At 32.5% G+C, this 15,310-nt stretch carries 13 protein-coding genes and 13 pseudogenes; 14 read left to right on the top strand and 12 right to left on the bottom strand.

Annotation, left to right across the window (positions count from 1 at the left end; all coding sequences use genetic code 11):
- Positions 1-314 precede the first annotated feature (314 nt).
- Positions 315-473 carry a hypothetical protein gene (locus tag DJ93_RS32865; RefSeq protein ID WP_161785256.1) on the top strand — a complete coding sequence of 53 codons (159 nt, stop codon included), beginning with the start codon at positions 315-317 and terminating at the stop codon, positions 471-473.
- Positions 474-499: 26 nt separating this feature from the next.
- On the opposite strand, the pseudogene DJ93_RS23335 reads toward DJ93_RS32865, so the two are convergent.
- Positions 500-712: pseudogene (locus tag DJ93_RS23335) on the bottom strand (N-acetylmuramoyl-L-alanine amidase); the annotation flags it as partial.
- A 262-nt stretch (positions 713-974) separates the two neighbouring features.
- Between DJ93_RS23335 and DJ93_RS23330 the strand changes: the two are divergent.
- The 5 genes and pseudogenes from DJ93_RS23330 (at position 975) to DJ93_RS23310 (ending at position 2,728) form a co-directional block, all read left to right on the top strand.
- Positions 975-1,250, top strand: coding sequence for a TIGR04197 family type VII secretion effector (locus DJ93_RS23330; protein WP_042983473.1), 276 nt, complete (start codon positions 975-977; stop codon positions 1,248-1,250).
- A gap of 40 nt (positions 1,251-1,290) precedes the next feature.
- On the top strand, positions 1,291-1,653 hold the full coding sequence (locus tag DJ93_RS23325) for a DUF3958 family protein (protein WP_042983472.1): 363 nt from the start codon (positions 1,291-1,293) through the stop codon (positions 1,651-1,653).
- Positions 1,650-1,814 (top strand): annotated as a pseudogene (locus tag DJ93_RS33325) (T7SS effector LXG polymorphic toxin); the annotation flags it as partial. The gene DJ93_RS23325 and the pseudogene DJ93_RS33325, both read left to right, overlap by 4 nt.
- 4 nt (positions 1,815-1,818) lie before the next feature.
- Complete coding sequence (locus DJ93_RS23315; RefSeq protein ID WP_000410660.1) at positions 1,819-2,178, top strand: hypothetical protein; 360 nt, start codon at positions 1,819-1,821, stop codon at positions 2,176-2,178.
- Positions 2,171-2,728, top strand: a complete 558-nt coding sequence (locus DJ93_RS23310) for an RNA 2'-phosphotransferase (protein ID WP_042983469.1) — start codon at positions 2,171-2,173, stop codon at positions 2,726-2,728. Before DJ93_RS23315 ends, DJ93_RS23310 begins: the two co-directional genes overlap by 8 nt.
- Before the next feature lie 221 nt (positions 2,729-2,949).
- Here the strand turns inward: DJ93_RS23310 and DJ93_RS34885 are convergent.
- Both DJ93_RS34885 and DJ93_RS23305 read right to left on the bottom strand, forming a co-directional pair.
- A pseudogene (locus DJ93_RS34885) lies at positions 2,950-3,018 on the bottom strand (N-acetylmuramoyl-L-alanine amidase); the annotation flags it as partial.
- A 12-nt stretch (positions 3,019-3,030) separates the two neighbouring features.
- Positions 3,031-3,537 (bottom strand): annotated as a pseudogene (locus DJ93_RS23305) (N-acetylmuramoyl-L-alanine amidase); the annotation flags it as partial.
- On the opposite strand from DJ93_RS23305, the pseudogene DJ93_RS23300 reads away from it, so the two are divergent.
- The 4 genes and pseudogenes from DJ93_RS23300 to DJ93_RS34460 all read left to right on the top strand — a co-directional run.
- Positions 3,513-3,905 (top strand): annotated as a pseudogene (locus tag DJ93_RS23300) (DDE-type integrase/transposase/recombinase); the annotation flags it as partial. The pseudogenes DJ93_RS23305 and DJ93_RS23300 overlap by 25 nt on opposite strands.
- 308 nt (positions 3,906-4,213) lie before the next feature.
- Positions 4,214-4,537 carry a hypothetical protein gene (locus tag DJ93_RS23295; protein WP_152569957.1) on the top strand — a complete coding sequence of 108 codons (324 nt, stop codon included), beginning with the start codon at positions 4,214-4,216 and terminating at the stop codon, positions 4,535-4,537.
- A pseudogene (locus DJ93_RS33920) lies at positions 4,537-4,677 on the top strand (tetratricopeptide repeat protein); the annotation flags it as partial. The gene DJ93_RS23295 and the pseudogene DJ93_RS33920, both read left to right, overlap by 1 nt.
- A complete protein-coding gene (locus DJ93_RS34460) occupies positions 4,674-4,805 on the top strand; it encodes a hypothetical protein (protein ID WP_259300275.1) in 132 nt (43 codons plus the stop codon). The pseudogene DJ93_RS33920 and the gene DJ93_RS34460, both read left to right, overlap by 4 nt.
- 325 nt (positions 4,806-5,130) lie before the next feature.
- On the opposite strand, the gene DJ93_RS23290 is transcribed toward DJ93_RS34460, so the two are convergent.
- Entirely contained in the window at positions 5,131-5,661 is a 531-nt protein-coding gene (locus DJ93_RS23290; RefSeq protein WP_042983466.1) for a cysteine hydrolase family protein, read from the bottom strand.
- Between the two features lie 437 nt (positions 5,662-6,098).
- A pseudogene (locus DJ93_RS23285) lies at positions 6,099-6,398 on the bottom strand (N-acetylmuramoyl-L-alanine amidase); the annotation flags it as partial.
- A gap of 124 nt (positions 6,399-6,522) precedes the next feature.
- On the opposite strand from DJ93_RS23285, the gene DJ93_RS23280 reads away from it, so the two are divergent.
- Positions 6,523-7,008 carry a hypothetical protein gene (locus tag DJ93_RS23280; RefSeq protein ID WP_042983464.1) on the top strand — a complete coding sequence of 162 codons (486 nt, stop codon included), beginning with the start codon at positions 6,523-6,525 and terminating at the stop codon, positions 7,006-7,008.
- Positions 7,009-7,297: 289 nt separating this feature from the next.
- Here the strand turns inward: DJ93_RS23280 and DJ93_RS23275 are convergent.
- From DJ93_RS23275 to DJ93_RS23260, 4 genes and pseudogenes are all read right to left on the bottom strand, one after another.
- Positions 7,298-7,468 (bottom strand): annotated as a pseudogene (locus DJ93_RS23275) (tyrosine-type recombinase/integrase); the annotation flags it as partial.
- Positions 7,465-7,932, bottom strand: a pseudogene (locus DJ93_RS33910) (ArpU family phage packaging/lysis transcriptional regulator). The pseudogenes DJ93_RS33910 and DJ93_RS23275, both read right to left, overlap by 4 nt.
- Positions 7,933-8,170: 238 nt before the next feature.
- Entirely contained in the window at positions 8,171-9,028 is an 858-nt protein-coding gene (locus DJ93_RS23265; protein WP_042983463.1) for an NPP1 family protein, read from the bottom strand.
- Between the two features lie 41 nt (positions 9,029-9,069).
- Positions 9,070-9,639, bottom strand: a complete 570-nt coding sequence (locus DJ93_RS23260) for a hypothetical protein (protein ID WP_042983462.1) — start codon at positions 9,637-9,639, stop codon at positions 9,070-9,072.
- A gap of 956 nt (positions 9,640-10,595) precedes the next feature.
- Between DJ93_RS23260 and DJ93_RS23255 the strand changes: the two genes are divergently transcribed.
- Both DJ93_RS23255 and DJ93_RS31175 read left to right on the top strand, forming a co-directional pair.
- Positions 10,596-11,639 carry a Fic family protein gene (locus DJ93_RS23255; RefSeq protein WP_042983461.1) on the top strand — a complete coding sequence of 348 codons (1,044 nt, stop codon included), beginning with the start codon at positions 10,596-10,598 and terminating at the stop codon, positions 11,637-11,639.
- A gap of 46 nt (positions 11,640-11,685) precedes the next feature.
- Positions 11,686-11,790 (top strand): annotated as a pseudogene (locus DJ93_RS31175) (hypothetical protein); the annotation flags it as partial.
- Between the two features lie 350 nt (positions 11,791-12,140).
- Here the strand turns inward: DJ93_RS31175 and DJ93_RS34880 are convergent.
- A pseudogene (locus DJ93_RS34880) lies at positions 12,141-12,320 on the bottom strand (replication-relaxation family protein); the annotation flags it as partial.
- On the opposite strand from DJ93_RS34880, the pseudogene DJ93_RS33905 reads away from it, so the two are divergent.
- Positions 12,299-12,445 (top strand): annotated as a pseudogene (locus DJ93_RS33905) (YolD-like family protein); the annotation flags it as partial. The pseudogenes DJ93_RS34880 and DJ93_RS33905 sit on opposite strands and share 22 nt — an antisense overlap.
- 437 nt (positions 12,446-12,882) lie before the next feature.
- Here the strand turns inward: DJ93_RS33905 and DJ93_RS34640 are convergent.
- Together DJ93_RS34640 and DJ93_RS23245 are read right to left on the bottom strand one after the other, a co-directional pair.
- Positions 12,883-13,036, bottom strand: a pseudogene (locus DJ93_RS34640) (N-acetylmuramoyl-L-alanine amidase); the annotation flags it as partial.
- Between the two features lie 158 nt (positions 13,037-13,194).
- Entirely contained in the window at positions 13,195-15,285 is a 2,091-nt protein-coding gene (locus DJ93_RS23245) for a right-handed parallel beta-helix repeat-containing protein (RefSeq protein WP_042983460.1), read from the bottom strand.
- Positions 15,286-15,310 lie beyond the last annotated feature (25 nt).

Here is a 15,310-nt window from a genome sequence, read left to right as displayed (position 1 = left end):
ACAAGCGTTTGTGACACTTTTTATTTGTTATATTATATTCTATTTTAAAAAAGAATTTCATATTTTTTCATGTGTTTTTATATTATTTGTGAGCAAAATGTGAGCAAATAATATCCTTTTAATTAAACTGTACTAGGTCGATTTTCATTTTAAAAACCATTCATTCAACATAAATTCCCACAATAAATTTTGTATTACAATCACCTTGATAAATAGGTATTACCGTGGGATTGTAAATAACTTAATGGACAAGTTCTATTTCGATAGTAAGTTTATGGAAGCATAAAAAAGCCCCCAAACGTTGAGGGTTTAATATGGAGACTATGCGTGAAGGTATTGAGTTGACATTATCAAACGTAGACGATAAAACGCATAGTGATTATTTAAAAGGAATGTCTACGATAACTGAAGCAATTTCTTCTAAGGAAGATGTCTTAGATGAGTTGGTTCAAGTGACGAAGAGTCATAACTAGGGACACAAATAATATCACAGGGAGTATACATTTGTATCTACAGAGCCTGCACCATCTTTATCCTGCCAAGATGGTGCATCATAAAAACGTAGATTGTTAACTTTAGAAACAACACGCTTCGCTACAATAGAAGAATCCACTGTACTTTTCTTATTAAACTTCACATAGGATGGATCGTTCTTAATCCATTGCTCTCCACCAAGGTCTAACCAACCGTCCTTTTCAGCCCATACAGCATAATATAAATCATTAGCATCAATATATTACTTTCCCATTCGTGTTTTACCTCTACGTTATACTACATTACCTATTGAGAACTATAACAAACACATATGTTGTAAAATACATTTTTTCGAGGAAACTTTAACCATTTATTGTTATAATTATATCTGCAATATTTTCCCAGGAGAGTTCCTATAAAGAACAATAGGATAATGGACATACATACTAGGCACTCCCCTTCTTTAATACGTTCATAGAAATATAGAAAGGGTTTATACAATGGGACAATTTCAAAGTAATTTTCAATCGGCACAACAAATCGCTACGCAGATGAGAGCAGCGTCGGATACCATCCAAAGTGCAACAAATCGCTCTATAAAAAAAGCGACGCGTACTACGCTTTCTGTTAATTCAAAAGCACAAGAAGCGAACCAACAATTTTTAGATTTGACGAAACAATTTTCCGCCGCCTTTCAACAAGCGGTCGATAACATTCATACGGTAGCTAAAGAATTTGAGAGAATGGATCACGAACTTCAAAATATTTTTCGCTAATGTGATAACCTACGTAAAGTAAAACGGTAGGAGGAAAAAGATGAGTCAAGATATTGAAAAACAAATGAATCAATTAAATCAAAAATTACGAAGTGTATTTGAAGAACAGAATCGGAATCAATCTGCGATTCAAACACAGGAACAAGTAGAAGAGGATTTTCATGTATGGAAAAATCAAAACCATCGTTTGTTTGACCGTATTTTAGGAACTTGGCATAGAGATAGAGAAATGTCATTGTTTTTTATGAATATGAGTCAAGATGCACAATATATTGAGCGAAAACTTACATTCGAATTAGAAAACCAAAAAGAAACATTGCTTAAAGAAAGACGAGACCTTAGTGATTTAGAAGACGACCTATCCTACCAGCAACAACAATTAGCAAGGGAGGTCAATGCATGAGTTTAAATATGTATTTGGGAGAAGTACAAAGCCAAACTCAAAGCATGAATGCTGTATGTACGGCTACCATTCAAGGTATGGAACAAGCCATTCAGTCGATTGACGCTTTTGCAATTGATACTGTTCTACAAGGACAAACATATAATAGAAAGAAGTGCTATAGCTATGGAAAAGTTTTACGTTGATAAAGATATATATATATATCCTGAATCTTACCAAAAATTGATCGAATTGAATTTAGTTGATTTTGATGTATGGTATTTAATTGAATCTGGACAGGCTACTAGGAGATATCATGATTTAAAGGAAAGGTATCCCAGACGAAGTTTAATTCCTTTTGCTAGAAGAGATGACAACGATGATATAGCATGTTTTGAAATTGGAAAAGGAAATAAAGTACAGCTAATTCATGATTTTACTTCAGAAGGATTTGAACAAAGAAAAGAGTTTGGTGATTTTTGGGAGTGGGTTGAATTTGCTATGAAAGAAATGATTGATTACAATCGGAGTGAAGAAATTGAATAAACAAAAATTCTATACAAATTTAAGTAAAGAAGTATCTTATGCTTTACGTCATGCTCCGTGGGAATACGAATTGGAATTAGATGAAAATGGTTGGGTGTCTGTGGACCAACTTTTACACGCGCTTCATCAATCAATTGAATGGAGAGATGTGAAGATAGAGGATTTAAAAATAATGATTGAGAAATCAGAGAAAAAAAGACATGAGCTAAAAGAAAATAAAATTCGTGCGTTGTATGGACATTCTGTTCCCATAAAAATAGTAAAGGAAGAAGGCGTTCCACCTAAGTTCCTTTATCATGGTACATCTCCTCGCTTTTTAAATTCTATTGAATCCAATGGGCTATCACCTATGTCTAGACAATATGTCCATCTTTCTGAAGATATTGCAACTGCTGAATTAGTGGGAAAAAGAAAAGATAAGCATCCTGTTATTTTAGGAGTTAATACTGAAAAAGCTAGAGAAGAAGGCATTAAATTTTATTTAGGAAATGAAAAAGTTTGGTTAGTAGATGCGATTCCTAGTGAATTTATCGCAATTTATAAAAATTGATTTAGTCTATTTTGCTAGATTCTGAGGGCATGAAAAGAACTTTTTGAAGAAAAATTTTTCTTTAGGATTGGATATTTCAATGAGCCATGTTATCTAGCTTAGAGTAAGTGAAGAGAAAGTTACATATGGAGAATAATCAACAAAAGAGAACTCAAATGTGAGGTCTCTTTTGTTGATTTAAATTAAAAATTATTATTTAAGTGGATGCTCTTTTGCAACTCTTACTTTACATACACATGGGCTTCATTTGCTGTTACATAGTATGTTTTACCTTTGTTGTTGTGTACTTTTGAAACCACCTATTACTTAATGATTACATGTTCCTCACGAATCCAACGATTACCACCAATATCAATATGCCCATCTTGTCTATTAAACAATTGATATGGCTTACTTCCATCCACAAAACCAGTGTCATTGCCGTTCGGTCCATCGTAAGTTCGGATTTGATACCCTGACCAATATTTAGTGTATGCATAGAACCATTGGACATCAAAATGTTTTAGGTAAGCCCACTGTTTTTCATTTCCAAGGCAGAGCATATTTTTTTCTCCACCACCACAGTATCCTTTATGGATTAAGTAAGGGATTTTTTGTGTAATACGTCCTGCAAAAGTAGGATCAGCAGGATTTTCATATAGATTCACACCATAACCATCATCGTATCTCGATGTTGCATGTCCAATTCCCTCTTTTTGAATAGGCTGAATTGGATCAATTGGGTTAATTGGATTTAGTTCATTACCACCAATAAGCCAAGATAATGGCTTGTCTCCATTTAGAACATTTAAGTCAACTTTTCCTACACCATCAAGCCAAGCGCTTTTTCAAGAAATCCTTGGCTGCTTCTCATATTTGTAAACCTCGCGTAATAACAGTAGATAAGAACCCTGCCTATGCTGTAGCAATTCAAGAATTAAAAGAAGAGAAACGTATGCCTGAAGGCATACAACTAAGGCAAGTTAAATATCTCAATAATATAGTGGAACAAGATCACCGTTTCATTAAGAAACGTGTACGTTCTATGTTAGGATTCAAGTCATATGAAACAGCCACTTCTATATTGAGTGGCGTTGAAACCATGCATATGATGAAAAAAGGACAACTTCACTTACAGGTGAAGTCTGCCCAAAATGAAGTTAGATTCATACATAAATTATTTGGAATTGCATCATAATCTACCATTGAACAGTCTATGCAGGTTTCTATGCCTCTATCAAATGATTTTTGCACCAGAACCCAATCTACTGGCACCCCAGCCATTTTAGAAAACAAATATTAGAGTCTTTTGAGAAGGGGATCATCCAGCTTAGAACAGCAAATGATTCTACCTATGGAATTCGCTTTTACGATGAAGTCAATGCCTGGCCAAAAGGACGTTATGTTTTTGAGAGCTTTAACCCTCTCATCAATCGTGAAAATTTAGCATTACCTCCAAAATGGAACCAGGTACTGTTATGATTGAAGGAAAAGCAGGACCTCAATTTGAGCAAGGATCAAGGGACAAACACAATGGTACATAGACAATTTGGACAAACTGATAGAACCATAAAGGTAGAAAAATTGATTGACAAAGGATTATTAGAAATTTCTAAAGAAATAGATACGTATAAAAATGGAGTAGGAAGGGTAGCAAGTATTCCCTTTTTAGAAAAAATCTACAATAAATTATTACAGATGAAATCCAAGATGTCACCTGCACTGTACAAACCCTCTTTCGCAAGAGCCGTAATGGATTCTTGGGATTTCTCATTACCTTTAACGGATACGTTAATTAAAATAGATTATGAATATAACAAATTAAAATAATATATGAGTATATACAAGAATATCAAGAAGATTTAGCAATTAAATTCTATCAAGAGGACATGCATTCGAAAGCTAGTAAATATTTTTATTTAGGCTCGAAGACACGACAAAAAGCTCTTGATAAGAAAGCATTGAAATGAAGAAGACAACGATTAACTTAATCGGGATTTTAGCAGCTTTTACATTAGTTTTAGGAATATATATCCCAACAGAAAAAACTCAAAGTCCCATAATGACACTAGTGGAACATGGTGATGGTGGAGGTTGATTTATTATTTACTTTACAGAAACATAAGTTGAACTTACTATAATATAAAATGTTTTACTATTACACACTTTGTATTGTGGTGAATCATTCACCTTTACCTTTGCATCGATTGTGAATCCCGGACTTGCATCTATAGCACCTACCACACCTTTATCCTGTCAAGATAGAGAATCATAAAAACGTACCTAATCATGCTCCTTATGTAATAATCCCTAATGCTTCGGTTACATGGATTAGTAATATCCCTGTCAGTACTAGCAGTTGTACTGATGCACTTTCAGTATTTCTAGATTGAAATTTCACTCCCAGTATGACAGCAATATAGCTAAAATTCAATGTCTCTTGCTTTTTTCACGTCAGCAAACCATTGAGCTAGTATATCATTATGATGCTTAATAATTCGAGGCGCAGATAATACTATAGAGTCATATGTACTATGTCCATCCTCTGCAAGAGTAACATCATACCCTAAGCTAAACGCACGCCGGCATGTTGCATCTATACAAATTTCAGATTGGATTCCCGCTATAACAATTTGTTTTATATTCCTTATTTCCAGTTCTTGTTGAAGATTTGTTTTATGAAAGGAATCAGGGTGATTTTTTTCAAGAACACTGTCATGTTTAGTCGGCGCAATCGCTTCATGAATTTTCCATCCTGGAGTTCCTCGTCTAAGTAAAGAACCTTGTTTCCCGTTAAACTTCATATAAAAAATAGGAGCTGTAACAGAACGAGCTTTAGACACCAATTGTTGAATGGTTTTTAATAATTCTGTTTCTTTATACAGTACCTTGTTCTCCTCAAATGATCCTACCTGTACATCAATAATGAGTAATGCTGTACAGTTTTTCATCATAAATAGCCTCCTAATACTTGGTTCGATAATGCAAAAACGAAATATATGTAAACTAAAATACTATGCATATTTAATGTACCCAAAATCGCCAAAGAATATTGCAATAAAAAAAGAATAGAGAATACATTCTCTCTTCACCAATACATTCATACTTATTTCAAATGAAGAAGGGTCAAACAATCATCAAGAGATGAAAGGAACAATAACAGTTCACCTGGTAAATTATAACACGAATTATTTCTAAATAACGGGTAATATAAACATTTATGGATCAATCGCAACGAAATTGTTAAATATAGGGATTCGAAAAAAGCTTTATATACACGAAAATAGAAAGGTGATGGTGTAGGAATAAAATATAAGGGGGATTTATATTATGTTTTCAACAAAACAAAAATTAGTAACAGTGGTAACAACTTTGATGAATTAAAAAATATAGTATCTTCTTTATTTAGCTGACGAATTTTAGAATAGCTTGTATCAGGCCCTTTACTTAAATTAACGTTGTATCCCTCAATATAAGCCACGCCATCAGTTACAGTTGTTGGAACTTTTGCTGGTTTAGAAGGCTTTTCTGGAACAGAAACTTCAACACTAGAATTATTATATGCCCGTTGCACATCGACACGGAATTGAGATTCAGAAACGCCATGACTACATAAGTAATCAAGCGGATCCTCATGATCTGTACCACCAAGATGTTTCGTAACATCATAGTGAGTCCGCAATCCTTTTTCATAATTTTTGTGTGGTCAAATTTACGATAATTCTATGCTTCTTATACTACAACCGCCTGTACAGTGATTGTTTAATTTTAATAAGATGTACAGAAAGTATTATATTTTAATTGGAGATGATTTTATGCCAAGTCACATATCAACATGTCATCATAAAAAGTCTACAATTACTACAGGACCATTTCTTGTCCCATTGAATGCTGCCGTTGGACAACCAAACAATCGACTTGTAATCATTATTAAAAATCCAACAAACATACCGCTGAAGGCGGATGTTGTAATTGAATATTGTCCTGCTCAACAACTTTCACCTGAAGATGTCCCACTTCCCTTTATAACTACTGAGAATGAAAAGCCTTTTCTTGAAGGTCTTGGTTTAACTGTTATACCACCAATAAGTTGTACTCGGTTAGAATTTGATATTAGCTCTGTTGTAAATGGAATCCTTCATGTAAAATCTACAGGGGATTATTTAGTAGGAGAACGTCCATTACGTGGAAAACTTGAAATCGAGGTGGTTGGTGGATCAGGCCTTTCTAATCCTACAAATCCTGGCCTTATTGTTGCAGATCCCTCCATGGTATTCCATTACGTTGATTTCGTAGTTTAAAAAAGAAAAAACAATAATAACATAACCCCTAAATATCTATTACAGTTTCTACAACACAATCAAATAAATTATTTAACAGAATTTCATAACCGGTACTCCCCTCACATCGTTCTACTAATTTTGGTAACACCTTTAAATGTAAAGTGAAAATTGAGGTAGTCGTCAGGATAATATATTTAGTGTTGTAATCCATATTGTCCTGGTGATACTCCAACTCTTATTCACTTCTCTCTAACGAGTTACCCATATCTTATATTTTGTGTAACTGTAAAATACAAAAAACAAAAAGGATATTGCTATATTTTAAATCACTAACCTTTAGTTTTAAAATATCACTGATCCGCAAACCTGTATTAATCCCCATTACAAACAAAATATAATTACACTCATTGTTTTCCCTCAGATATTCTTTAATCTGTTGTATTTGCTCTGTGTCACGTATTAGCTGAACGAAATTCATTGATATTCCCCTCCATAATGCTCTTCCTTCTCATATACTTCTAATCTAAGAGCAAAAGCTAGCTTAAAGAAAGCATTAGAATTATGACGTCTGTATGTACGTTCACTCATACCAATTTCATTATAAACCATTTAATTAAAAACTTCTTGATCTTCTAAATATCGCTTTACAATGATGTCTCTTTGATTCTTGCTAAAGCGACTTAATGCTCTATCAATTTGGAAAGATAAACGCTATATTCTCGCTGCCCTTTCGCTCAGTTTTACATTAGCTAAAGCAACATCTTCAGCTGAATTACCTACAACATTTGTTGAACCATGATATCTGACTTCACAAGAAGCTGTAACTTTCATTTCCTTTCTGATTATACTGAACTGTCTATAAATACGAACATTCTCAAGAAGTTCTTCATCCGTACTGTTGTAATAACAACGCCCGCATTTGTTTTCTATAATATCACCAATTTCATAGGCATCATCTACAAAAAAAGCTTACCATATTTATTTTATGGTAAACCTTTTTTGCATTAAATGTAGTAACTTCTTTATTAAAACTTAATTCGAAACGAATACTTCTAACTCTCTACTCTTTTTTTCATTCCATTAAATTACTTAGACAATTCAGAAATTTAATTTGCACATAACTTGTTTGAAAGCACGGAATAACCTGGAATTGAACAGACTAAGTATGAGTATGTCTTTATTAACTGATTTTCGCACTAAACCTTATCTGAGGCGGATCATTCCATTCGCTTCTTTTCCATGGAGCATCGCGAGGATCTCCATATTCATTAGAATTCCAACTATAAGCTGGATCTCCATAATAGAAAATATCTGGTATAGTTGCATAGGACTGGACATCTTCTATAGAATCATTACTGTATATAACCCATGGCTGGATGGAACCATCTCCAACATCTAAGCGTCCATTATTCTTTGAAATTTCACCATTAAAACGAATTTGCACACCATCTTCAGCTGCCCATTTCATGGCATGTGACCCACCATCTACACCAATTAATGGGTGATTTTGGTCCTTAGGAATATCTGGCCAGGGCTTTATACTGTAATTATTATGGGTAGATAATAAAACATACATTGGCTTTCCATTTTTCAAATAAACGAAATATTTTTCCCAATCATGTTCATGATTGTTAATCCAATCATTATCTGCATAATACAGCCAATATTGATAGACCTCATAATCTTCTTTTGTTACCGAGTGAAAGTATACAGCCGGTCTTTGATCATTCGGCCCTCTATTTTTCCATCCTGTTGTGCCACTTCCAAATAAAGATTGTCCAATTTGAAACTTTATTTCATTTTCTTTATTATGTTCAATATCTAGATCATACGTTTGAAATCGAAAAGCATGTGGAAAATTTTTCTCTCCAGAATCAAGCCAGTCCATTCCATCAAATTGTAAAGTAGCTAAAAAATCGGAAGGGTGTGGCTGATGTGCCAAAGATTGAGATATGTTCGTTTCAGAAGCTGCAATAAAAGGGCTGCTTATGAACAGTGTCCCTCCACACAATAGACTAAACAAAACCTTTTTTCGCATCACATAAACTCCTACTATAGTAATATATTGTTTACGTACACCTACTTCTCATTAAAACTTAAACTAACTGCAGTAGCAATAGATTGTGCTGCATACTCCCATCTTCCATCAACAAGTGCACCAAGCTCTTGACCAAGTTTGTTTAAATCATTCGGATTAACAGGGATCCCATTATACGCAGCAACGATGGATAAAAGAGGAGCCATTACTGGTGTCCAACCACCTCTATCAATATGAAATTCAAAACCTGTTACCTTTCCATCTTTCTTTGTAAATTTATAATAAAATTGATCATCCGGGCGAAAGCTTAAATGATGAGAAATTTGTCCATATACATCTTTCCCCTCTGTGCCTCGATCCACGACTTCTATTTCTTTCACATTAAATTCATGCTCAAATACTTTTATTTTTTTTACTTCCGGACCATTTAATGCGGCATGAACGGCTGTCTCCAAATTATTCTGTGCAAACGGTTGAATACTAACCTGTGATCCCACTTGCTGAATAGGAGCCTCTTTTTCAGCAGCAAATGCTGAGTTAGACGGTAATACACCTGTAGCTAATGTTGCGGTAAGAGCGGTTGCCATTATTATTTTACGTTTCATGTTCATAGTTTTACTTCCCCCTTTTTAAAGTATGATATATAACCTTTTAAATGCTGACACCGAACATTATTGTAGAAAGTCAGATTATTAGTATCAGAAAATTAAAATGTATTATATATACCTTTACAATGATAAGTATATACACATCTTTTTTCAATTTTCAGACAAAACACTCATTAACAACCTTTAGAAGCGAGTTTAGTATCTTGAAACCCTTATATATACTCTATAAACATAGTAACATCGTATCGAAAATACTATAATTGAAACAAAAAATCATATTAAAGTTAAATAAATTCATATAAATGTTCATATTTATTAGATTCTGTTACAAATATTCTTAACAGATACGTATCATATTTACCGCTTTAATTGCTCTTCAAAAAAATTCATAATTAATTTGAAGTTTTTCATGTGATAATACTATCTCTCAAATCTAAAAATGTCCTTATTTAAACTCCTTTTCTACCTTATCCACTTTGTCGATAAAAGTCGTTATTTTTAGAATTTTTTAATTTTTTATTGTAACTTTATATATTTAGTGTTAGGATTATGTCTATTAAAATTCGTTAACAATGATATTTACCCTCTATTTACACATTCTTTACTTATAATGATTCGTTATTTCTTAGTAAAGATGGTTTAAATCCCGCTAAGAAAACAGTAAGATATGCTGATTCATTCCGCAAAAAAATATCATTCTAAAATCTTATCTTTCTCATTACACGATAAAATCCAACTGAATTTTCATTATTCATTTTTATCTGCACCAAATCAACTTTACTACAAACGTAATTTTTATATGTCTCTATGAGGGTTCATATTTACATAACAATAAAAAATCTAAAATAAATTAAAAAGTAAAAAAACTATAGCATCACTCAATATTGTTATTGTAATATATCTTTAAAATGAATGATTTTATGTAGCAACAAGTTAAGGGGTAGTACCGGGGGGAAAAAATGAGAAATTTTTTTGAAGACAAGTACAAAAATATTGGGCTTAAAAGAAAATTAATAAACTTAGTAAGTGAAATTAGTGAATACAAGGGAAGATTATCCGCCTATCAAGAACAAAGGCCTGATATATTCATTAATTTAGAGAAGACTATACCTTTGCATTACACGAAAAACTTTACTACTATATATAAAGATATAAAAGTTCCAAATAAAAGATTAAAAGAACTTATTTTAGATGATATAGTGCCTCAAAACATCGAAGAAGATGCTATTTTTTGTTATTTCCAAACTCTGTCCCTTGTACATAAAAGATCTTGTACTTTATCAGTTAGTCCAGAAACTATACAAGAATTGCATTTTCAATTAATACATTATAGTACCTCTGATAGTGCAAAATGGCGCAAAAAACCATTTTCCATCCCAGGAATCCCGGAAAATGGGATGCATACAAGTAGTTATCGTCCTCTCCCACATGAGCTTATTCCACAGGCTATGGAACAATTATGTGATCAATACAATTCTTTAAACAATAATAAGGAACTACATTCCCTTTTATTAATCGCTCGTTTTATATTAAATTTTTATTGCATAGTCCCTTTTAGTCAAGGAAATGGTAGGCTAGCGCTTATGTTAATGCAATTACTATTAGTAAAAAGCGGACACACATTTGTAAAATATGTTTGTTTAGATAAATATATTAAGGGAAATGAGTCAGAATATTACGATTCCATATACAAATCTTCAGTTAATTGGTACTGTGATGAGCATAATATTAGTTTTTGGCTAAAAATGTTTTTAAATATTATATTAGAGGCCTACCGAGACTTGCATGCTACAATCCTAGATTCTATATGTAAAAATACTAAAGTTGAACGCATTCAAAATTTTATCCTAAAACAAAAACACCCTTTTACTAAAGAATGTATCCGTAGTATCCATCCAGATATAGCCGAAAGTACAATCAGTAAAGCTTTAAGCTCCTTACAATTATTTGGCCATATTAAGTTAGTTTCAAAAGGAAGAAATGCGCAATGGATTAAAGTTTAGTAATAACTTTTGGATTATTAGGATTCAGTAAACCATAAAAAAACCAGAATGGAAAAAGGTAAAAAAAGATTGGGTGAACGCTTTATCAAAAGCTAAAATACGTGTGAATACAAACGTCAAAATAAAAGATACCGGTACCATTAGGAATTAGAGTATCCAGTTCTTTTTATTACAACTAAAGTTAGCAGTCATATTTATACACTTACATCCTCTACAATAATTCGTAATTGATGTGAAAATTATATGTGAGAAAAGATTTCCCATAAAAATATTAGTTAAAATAAAAGAGGAATCCTCAGCGGATTCCTCTTTTCCTTGCACTCTTTTTCAAATAGTGCTTCTTTGCACTGTATTCAGTATATCATGGTTATCATCATAATGGGCGTTTATTAGTATAATCTATTTAGATAAGTCTTTTATTTCCAGTGACATATCAGCGATATTTTATGTCTATTTTGTATAGGTGTTAGCAAGTTCGTTTGCAAACTTGTTAGCACTTTTTTATATTTCTTCTATTACATACACCTTCATAAATACATCGTACTTTGCTGCTAATTCTTCTAGTTTCTTTTCTCTGTATTTTGTCACCGTAAAAAAATGTATCACCGGCATTTTCCCATTATATTTCTGTTTATAAAATTACGTGAACTCTTCATAACATTTTAATTTCTTATCGGTTACTGTCTTTTAAGGACGGTCATCTACTTACTAGCTATATGACTGTAACTGATATACACCCATTGAATAGCACTATAATATGTACCGACGATTTTTATAACAGGATTACTCTTAAATTTATGAATATAGATGGAGTATCACGAAAATGTATGTTTGTCATCTATGTAAAGTCATGCATTATAACTGCAAACATGTATAAGAACATAAACAATATACTACACGGATGTATTTGGATTGAATACAGAGTTTGAAGTTGATGAGTTTGTGGAAATAGCTGACTGATTGTATTCAGCTTTTTTTCTAAAAAAAACATTTCGTGGAAGAATGATTTTCATAGGAAAGTAATATCAAACTATCATTATGCAAAATTGCATAACACTTCCCCCGTATAATGTGGTATCTTTATATCGTGATATTTTTACTTAACCTTTGTATTCGTAATGTCATAACCAAGAGAATTGAAATGTTTGATTAGAAAACCGTAATCATATCAAACAACAAAAATCCCTAATGCTCTATTAAATCGAGTATTAGGGATTTTTTGTTTGTTATAGAGACAGTTTTCTTAATTCACAACTACATATATCGGACTTGCAGTAATAAAGTATGTTTTACAGCGAACCACTTACCATTACTTTTGTATCAATCGTAAACACCTCACCTGCATCTTAAGTACCTGCAACATCTTTATCTTGCCAAGATGGAGTATCACGAAAATGTATGTTTGTCATCTATGTAAAGTCATGCATTATAACTGCAAATATGTATAAGAACATAAACGGTATACTACATAGATGCATTTGGATTGAATACAGAATTTAAACTTAATGAATTTGTGGATGTAAAATAAAAAAGGGCTGACTCGAAAGAGCCAGCTTTAATTCACAGCAGGTAAATTGATATTTGTAAAGGTGTTATTCGAATTGATGAAGTTACGGATATGATTTTTATTTGTGTAATATTTTAAATTCAATGGTACTGTTCCTGTATAAACAAATCCATTATCTTTTAAAATTAACTCGTTTACTCCCGCTACTGCTCCTGAAGCTAAGAGAGAAGCGAATGCTGGATTATTAATAGTAACATTGCATTTCTCTACTACATAAGTTGTATATGGACGATTTGTATCAGATAAGAATAAATTATTTTTCGTATTAATGGAGATGGCACAGCCTTCCAGTGAAGTGTATGGTACTTGATTATCCGCATTTGTAATACCAACTTCGCAAGTTGTATCTATAAGTTTTGATTTTGTAACTTTAATATTCATTGGACGCCCACTAAACAAATGATTTCTTAACTCGCAATTAAGAAGCTCTGACCTTGTGAACTCACAAACGTCTACATTTTGAGTATTAGGGTTTTCTGATCTGACTCGTAAATTTTCGAATCTACAACTATCATATTCTTTAACTTTAAACGTCATCTCTCTTTGTGTTAAAACCGATTTAAAGGTACATTTGCTTATTTTGTTTGCTTTTATCCATGGTGTGGTAGTCGGATTTTCTGTAAAAATAATATAATTATTATCAAATGTGCAATTATCTCCCAATGCAATGAAATCAGGGTTTACGTATTGATTGTTAGATAAAGAAACCCTATATGAATCATTAGTTAAATTCATATTACCGCCTGTGAAACTGTTGTCTATAATATTCACAAACGCCGTACTAAAATTAGAAGTCATGAGTCCAATGTTATTTTGACAGTTGTATAAGAAATTATCCTTAATAGTTGCATGCATTAAGGAATAAAGATTAATCGCTAGGTAGTCTATATTGTAAATGTGATTATGTTCTATTAAGACATCATAGCAACCAACTAAAATACCGTGATAACTTCCGTAAATTTCGTTATCTTTTATGGTACAGCTTGCTCCGTATGAATCTTCCATGTTTATTGAATAACGAGTTGGATTGTTGAAAATAGGTTTTCCATCCAAAAACCTAACCAATCCTTTTCCATTATCGCGGATTTTATTATTTATAACTTCGTTGTAATTCCCCCCTAAAGTGATACCACCCCTATGCCCATTAGAAACCTCGCATTTTTCAACAGTGTTATGGTGAGGTATACCACCAAACATAATTGTATATTGCAGATTCTTATTTACATTGTTTTCATTATAAAATTGAAGTCTAAATTTCATTGCGTTAACTGGGATTGAAATATCTGTATAGATTCTTCTTTTCTTCATAACCCCTATGAAATTGTTGTTATTATCGTAAAAGAAGATATCCAAGTCTTTACTATTTAAATTTGTTGTTTTGGCGTATCCTGCTCCAGCTATAAGAAAGGAAATAACCTTTGGTGTTAAATCTTGAGGTATGTTTAACATCTTTGTTGTGAGTGTATTCGTAGAGGTAATAGTTTGTCCAGTGTTGTAATCTAAGGCACTCAAAGTAAGACCTTGATCAAATTCTCCATAGTCAAATATCGAGTTTGAGCTAAATGAAATATTATCGCCCATATAATCGCGAACCTTACAATTTTTAACAGAACAATAATTTGAACTTTTTTGAAAGAGAACACCATACGTATTCTCCATTGCTACTTCTAAAGGATTAGAGAAACTTCTGTCGTCCCTACATCCAATTATAGTTCCACCACATAATTTAGAATTGGTGACTTTACTAAATACGATACTATTCCCTTTGAAGTTGTAATAATCAGTAGTTGTTCTATTGTCAAATGGCGATTTTTTATTAGAATCGTATATAACTTTTAATGTTGATCCATTTAAATTAAAATCTAAATTGGAAACCATAACAATCTCACGTGGGTAACATAGGGCGTAATTGCCTTTTGGAAGAATAACTTCAGAGTAATTATTAGATGCTGCAAATTGTAGCGCATTGTTTATCCCCCGGATATTCTCATCAGCTTGTATATAATCTGCATCTACATAGGGTTTAGTAGGTAACCCTTCTTTTATGCCCCACTGATTTAATTCAATTAAATAATCCAATTATTATCACCTCTTAAATTTCTTA

It is taken from the genome of Bacillus clarus, assembly GCF_000746925.1.
Taxonomy (GTDB): Bacteria; Bacillota; Bacilli; order Bacillales; family Bacillaceae_G; genus Bacillus_A; species Bacillus_A clarus.
The sequence above is the reverse complement of the archived record's forward strand: the minus strand, read 5'-3'. Positions and strand labels throughout refer to the sequence as shown.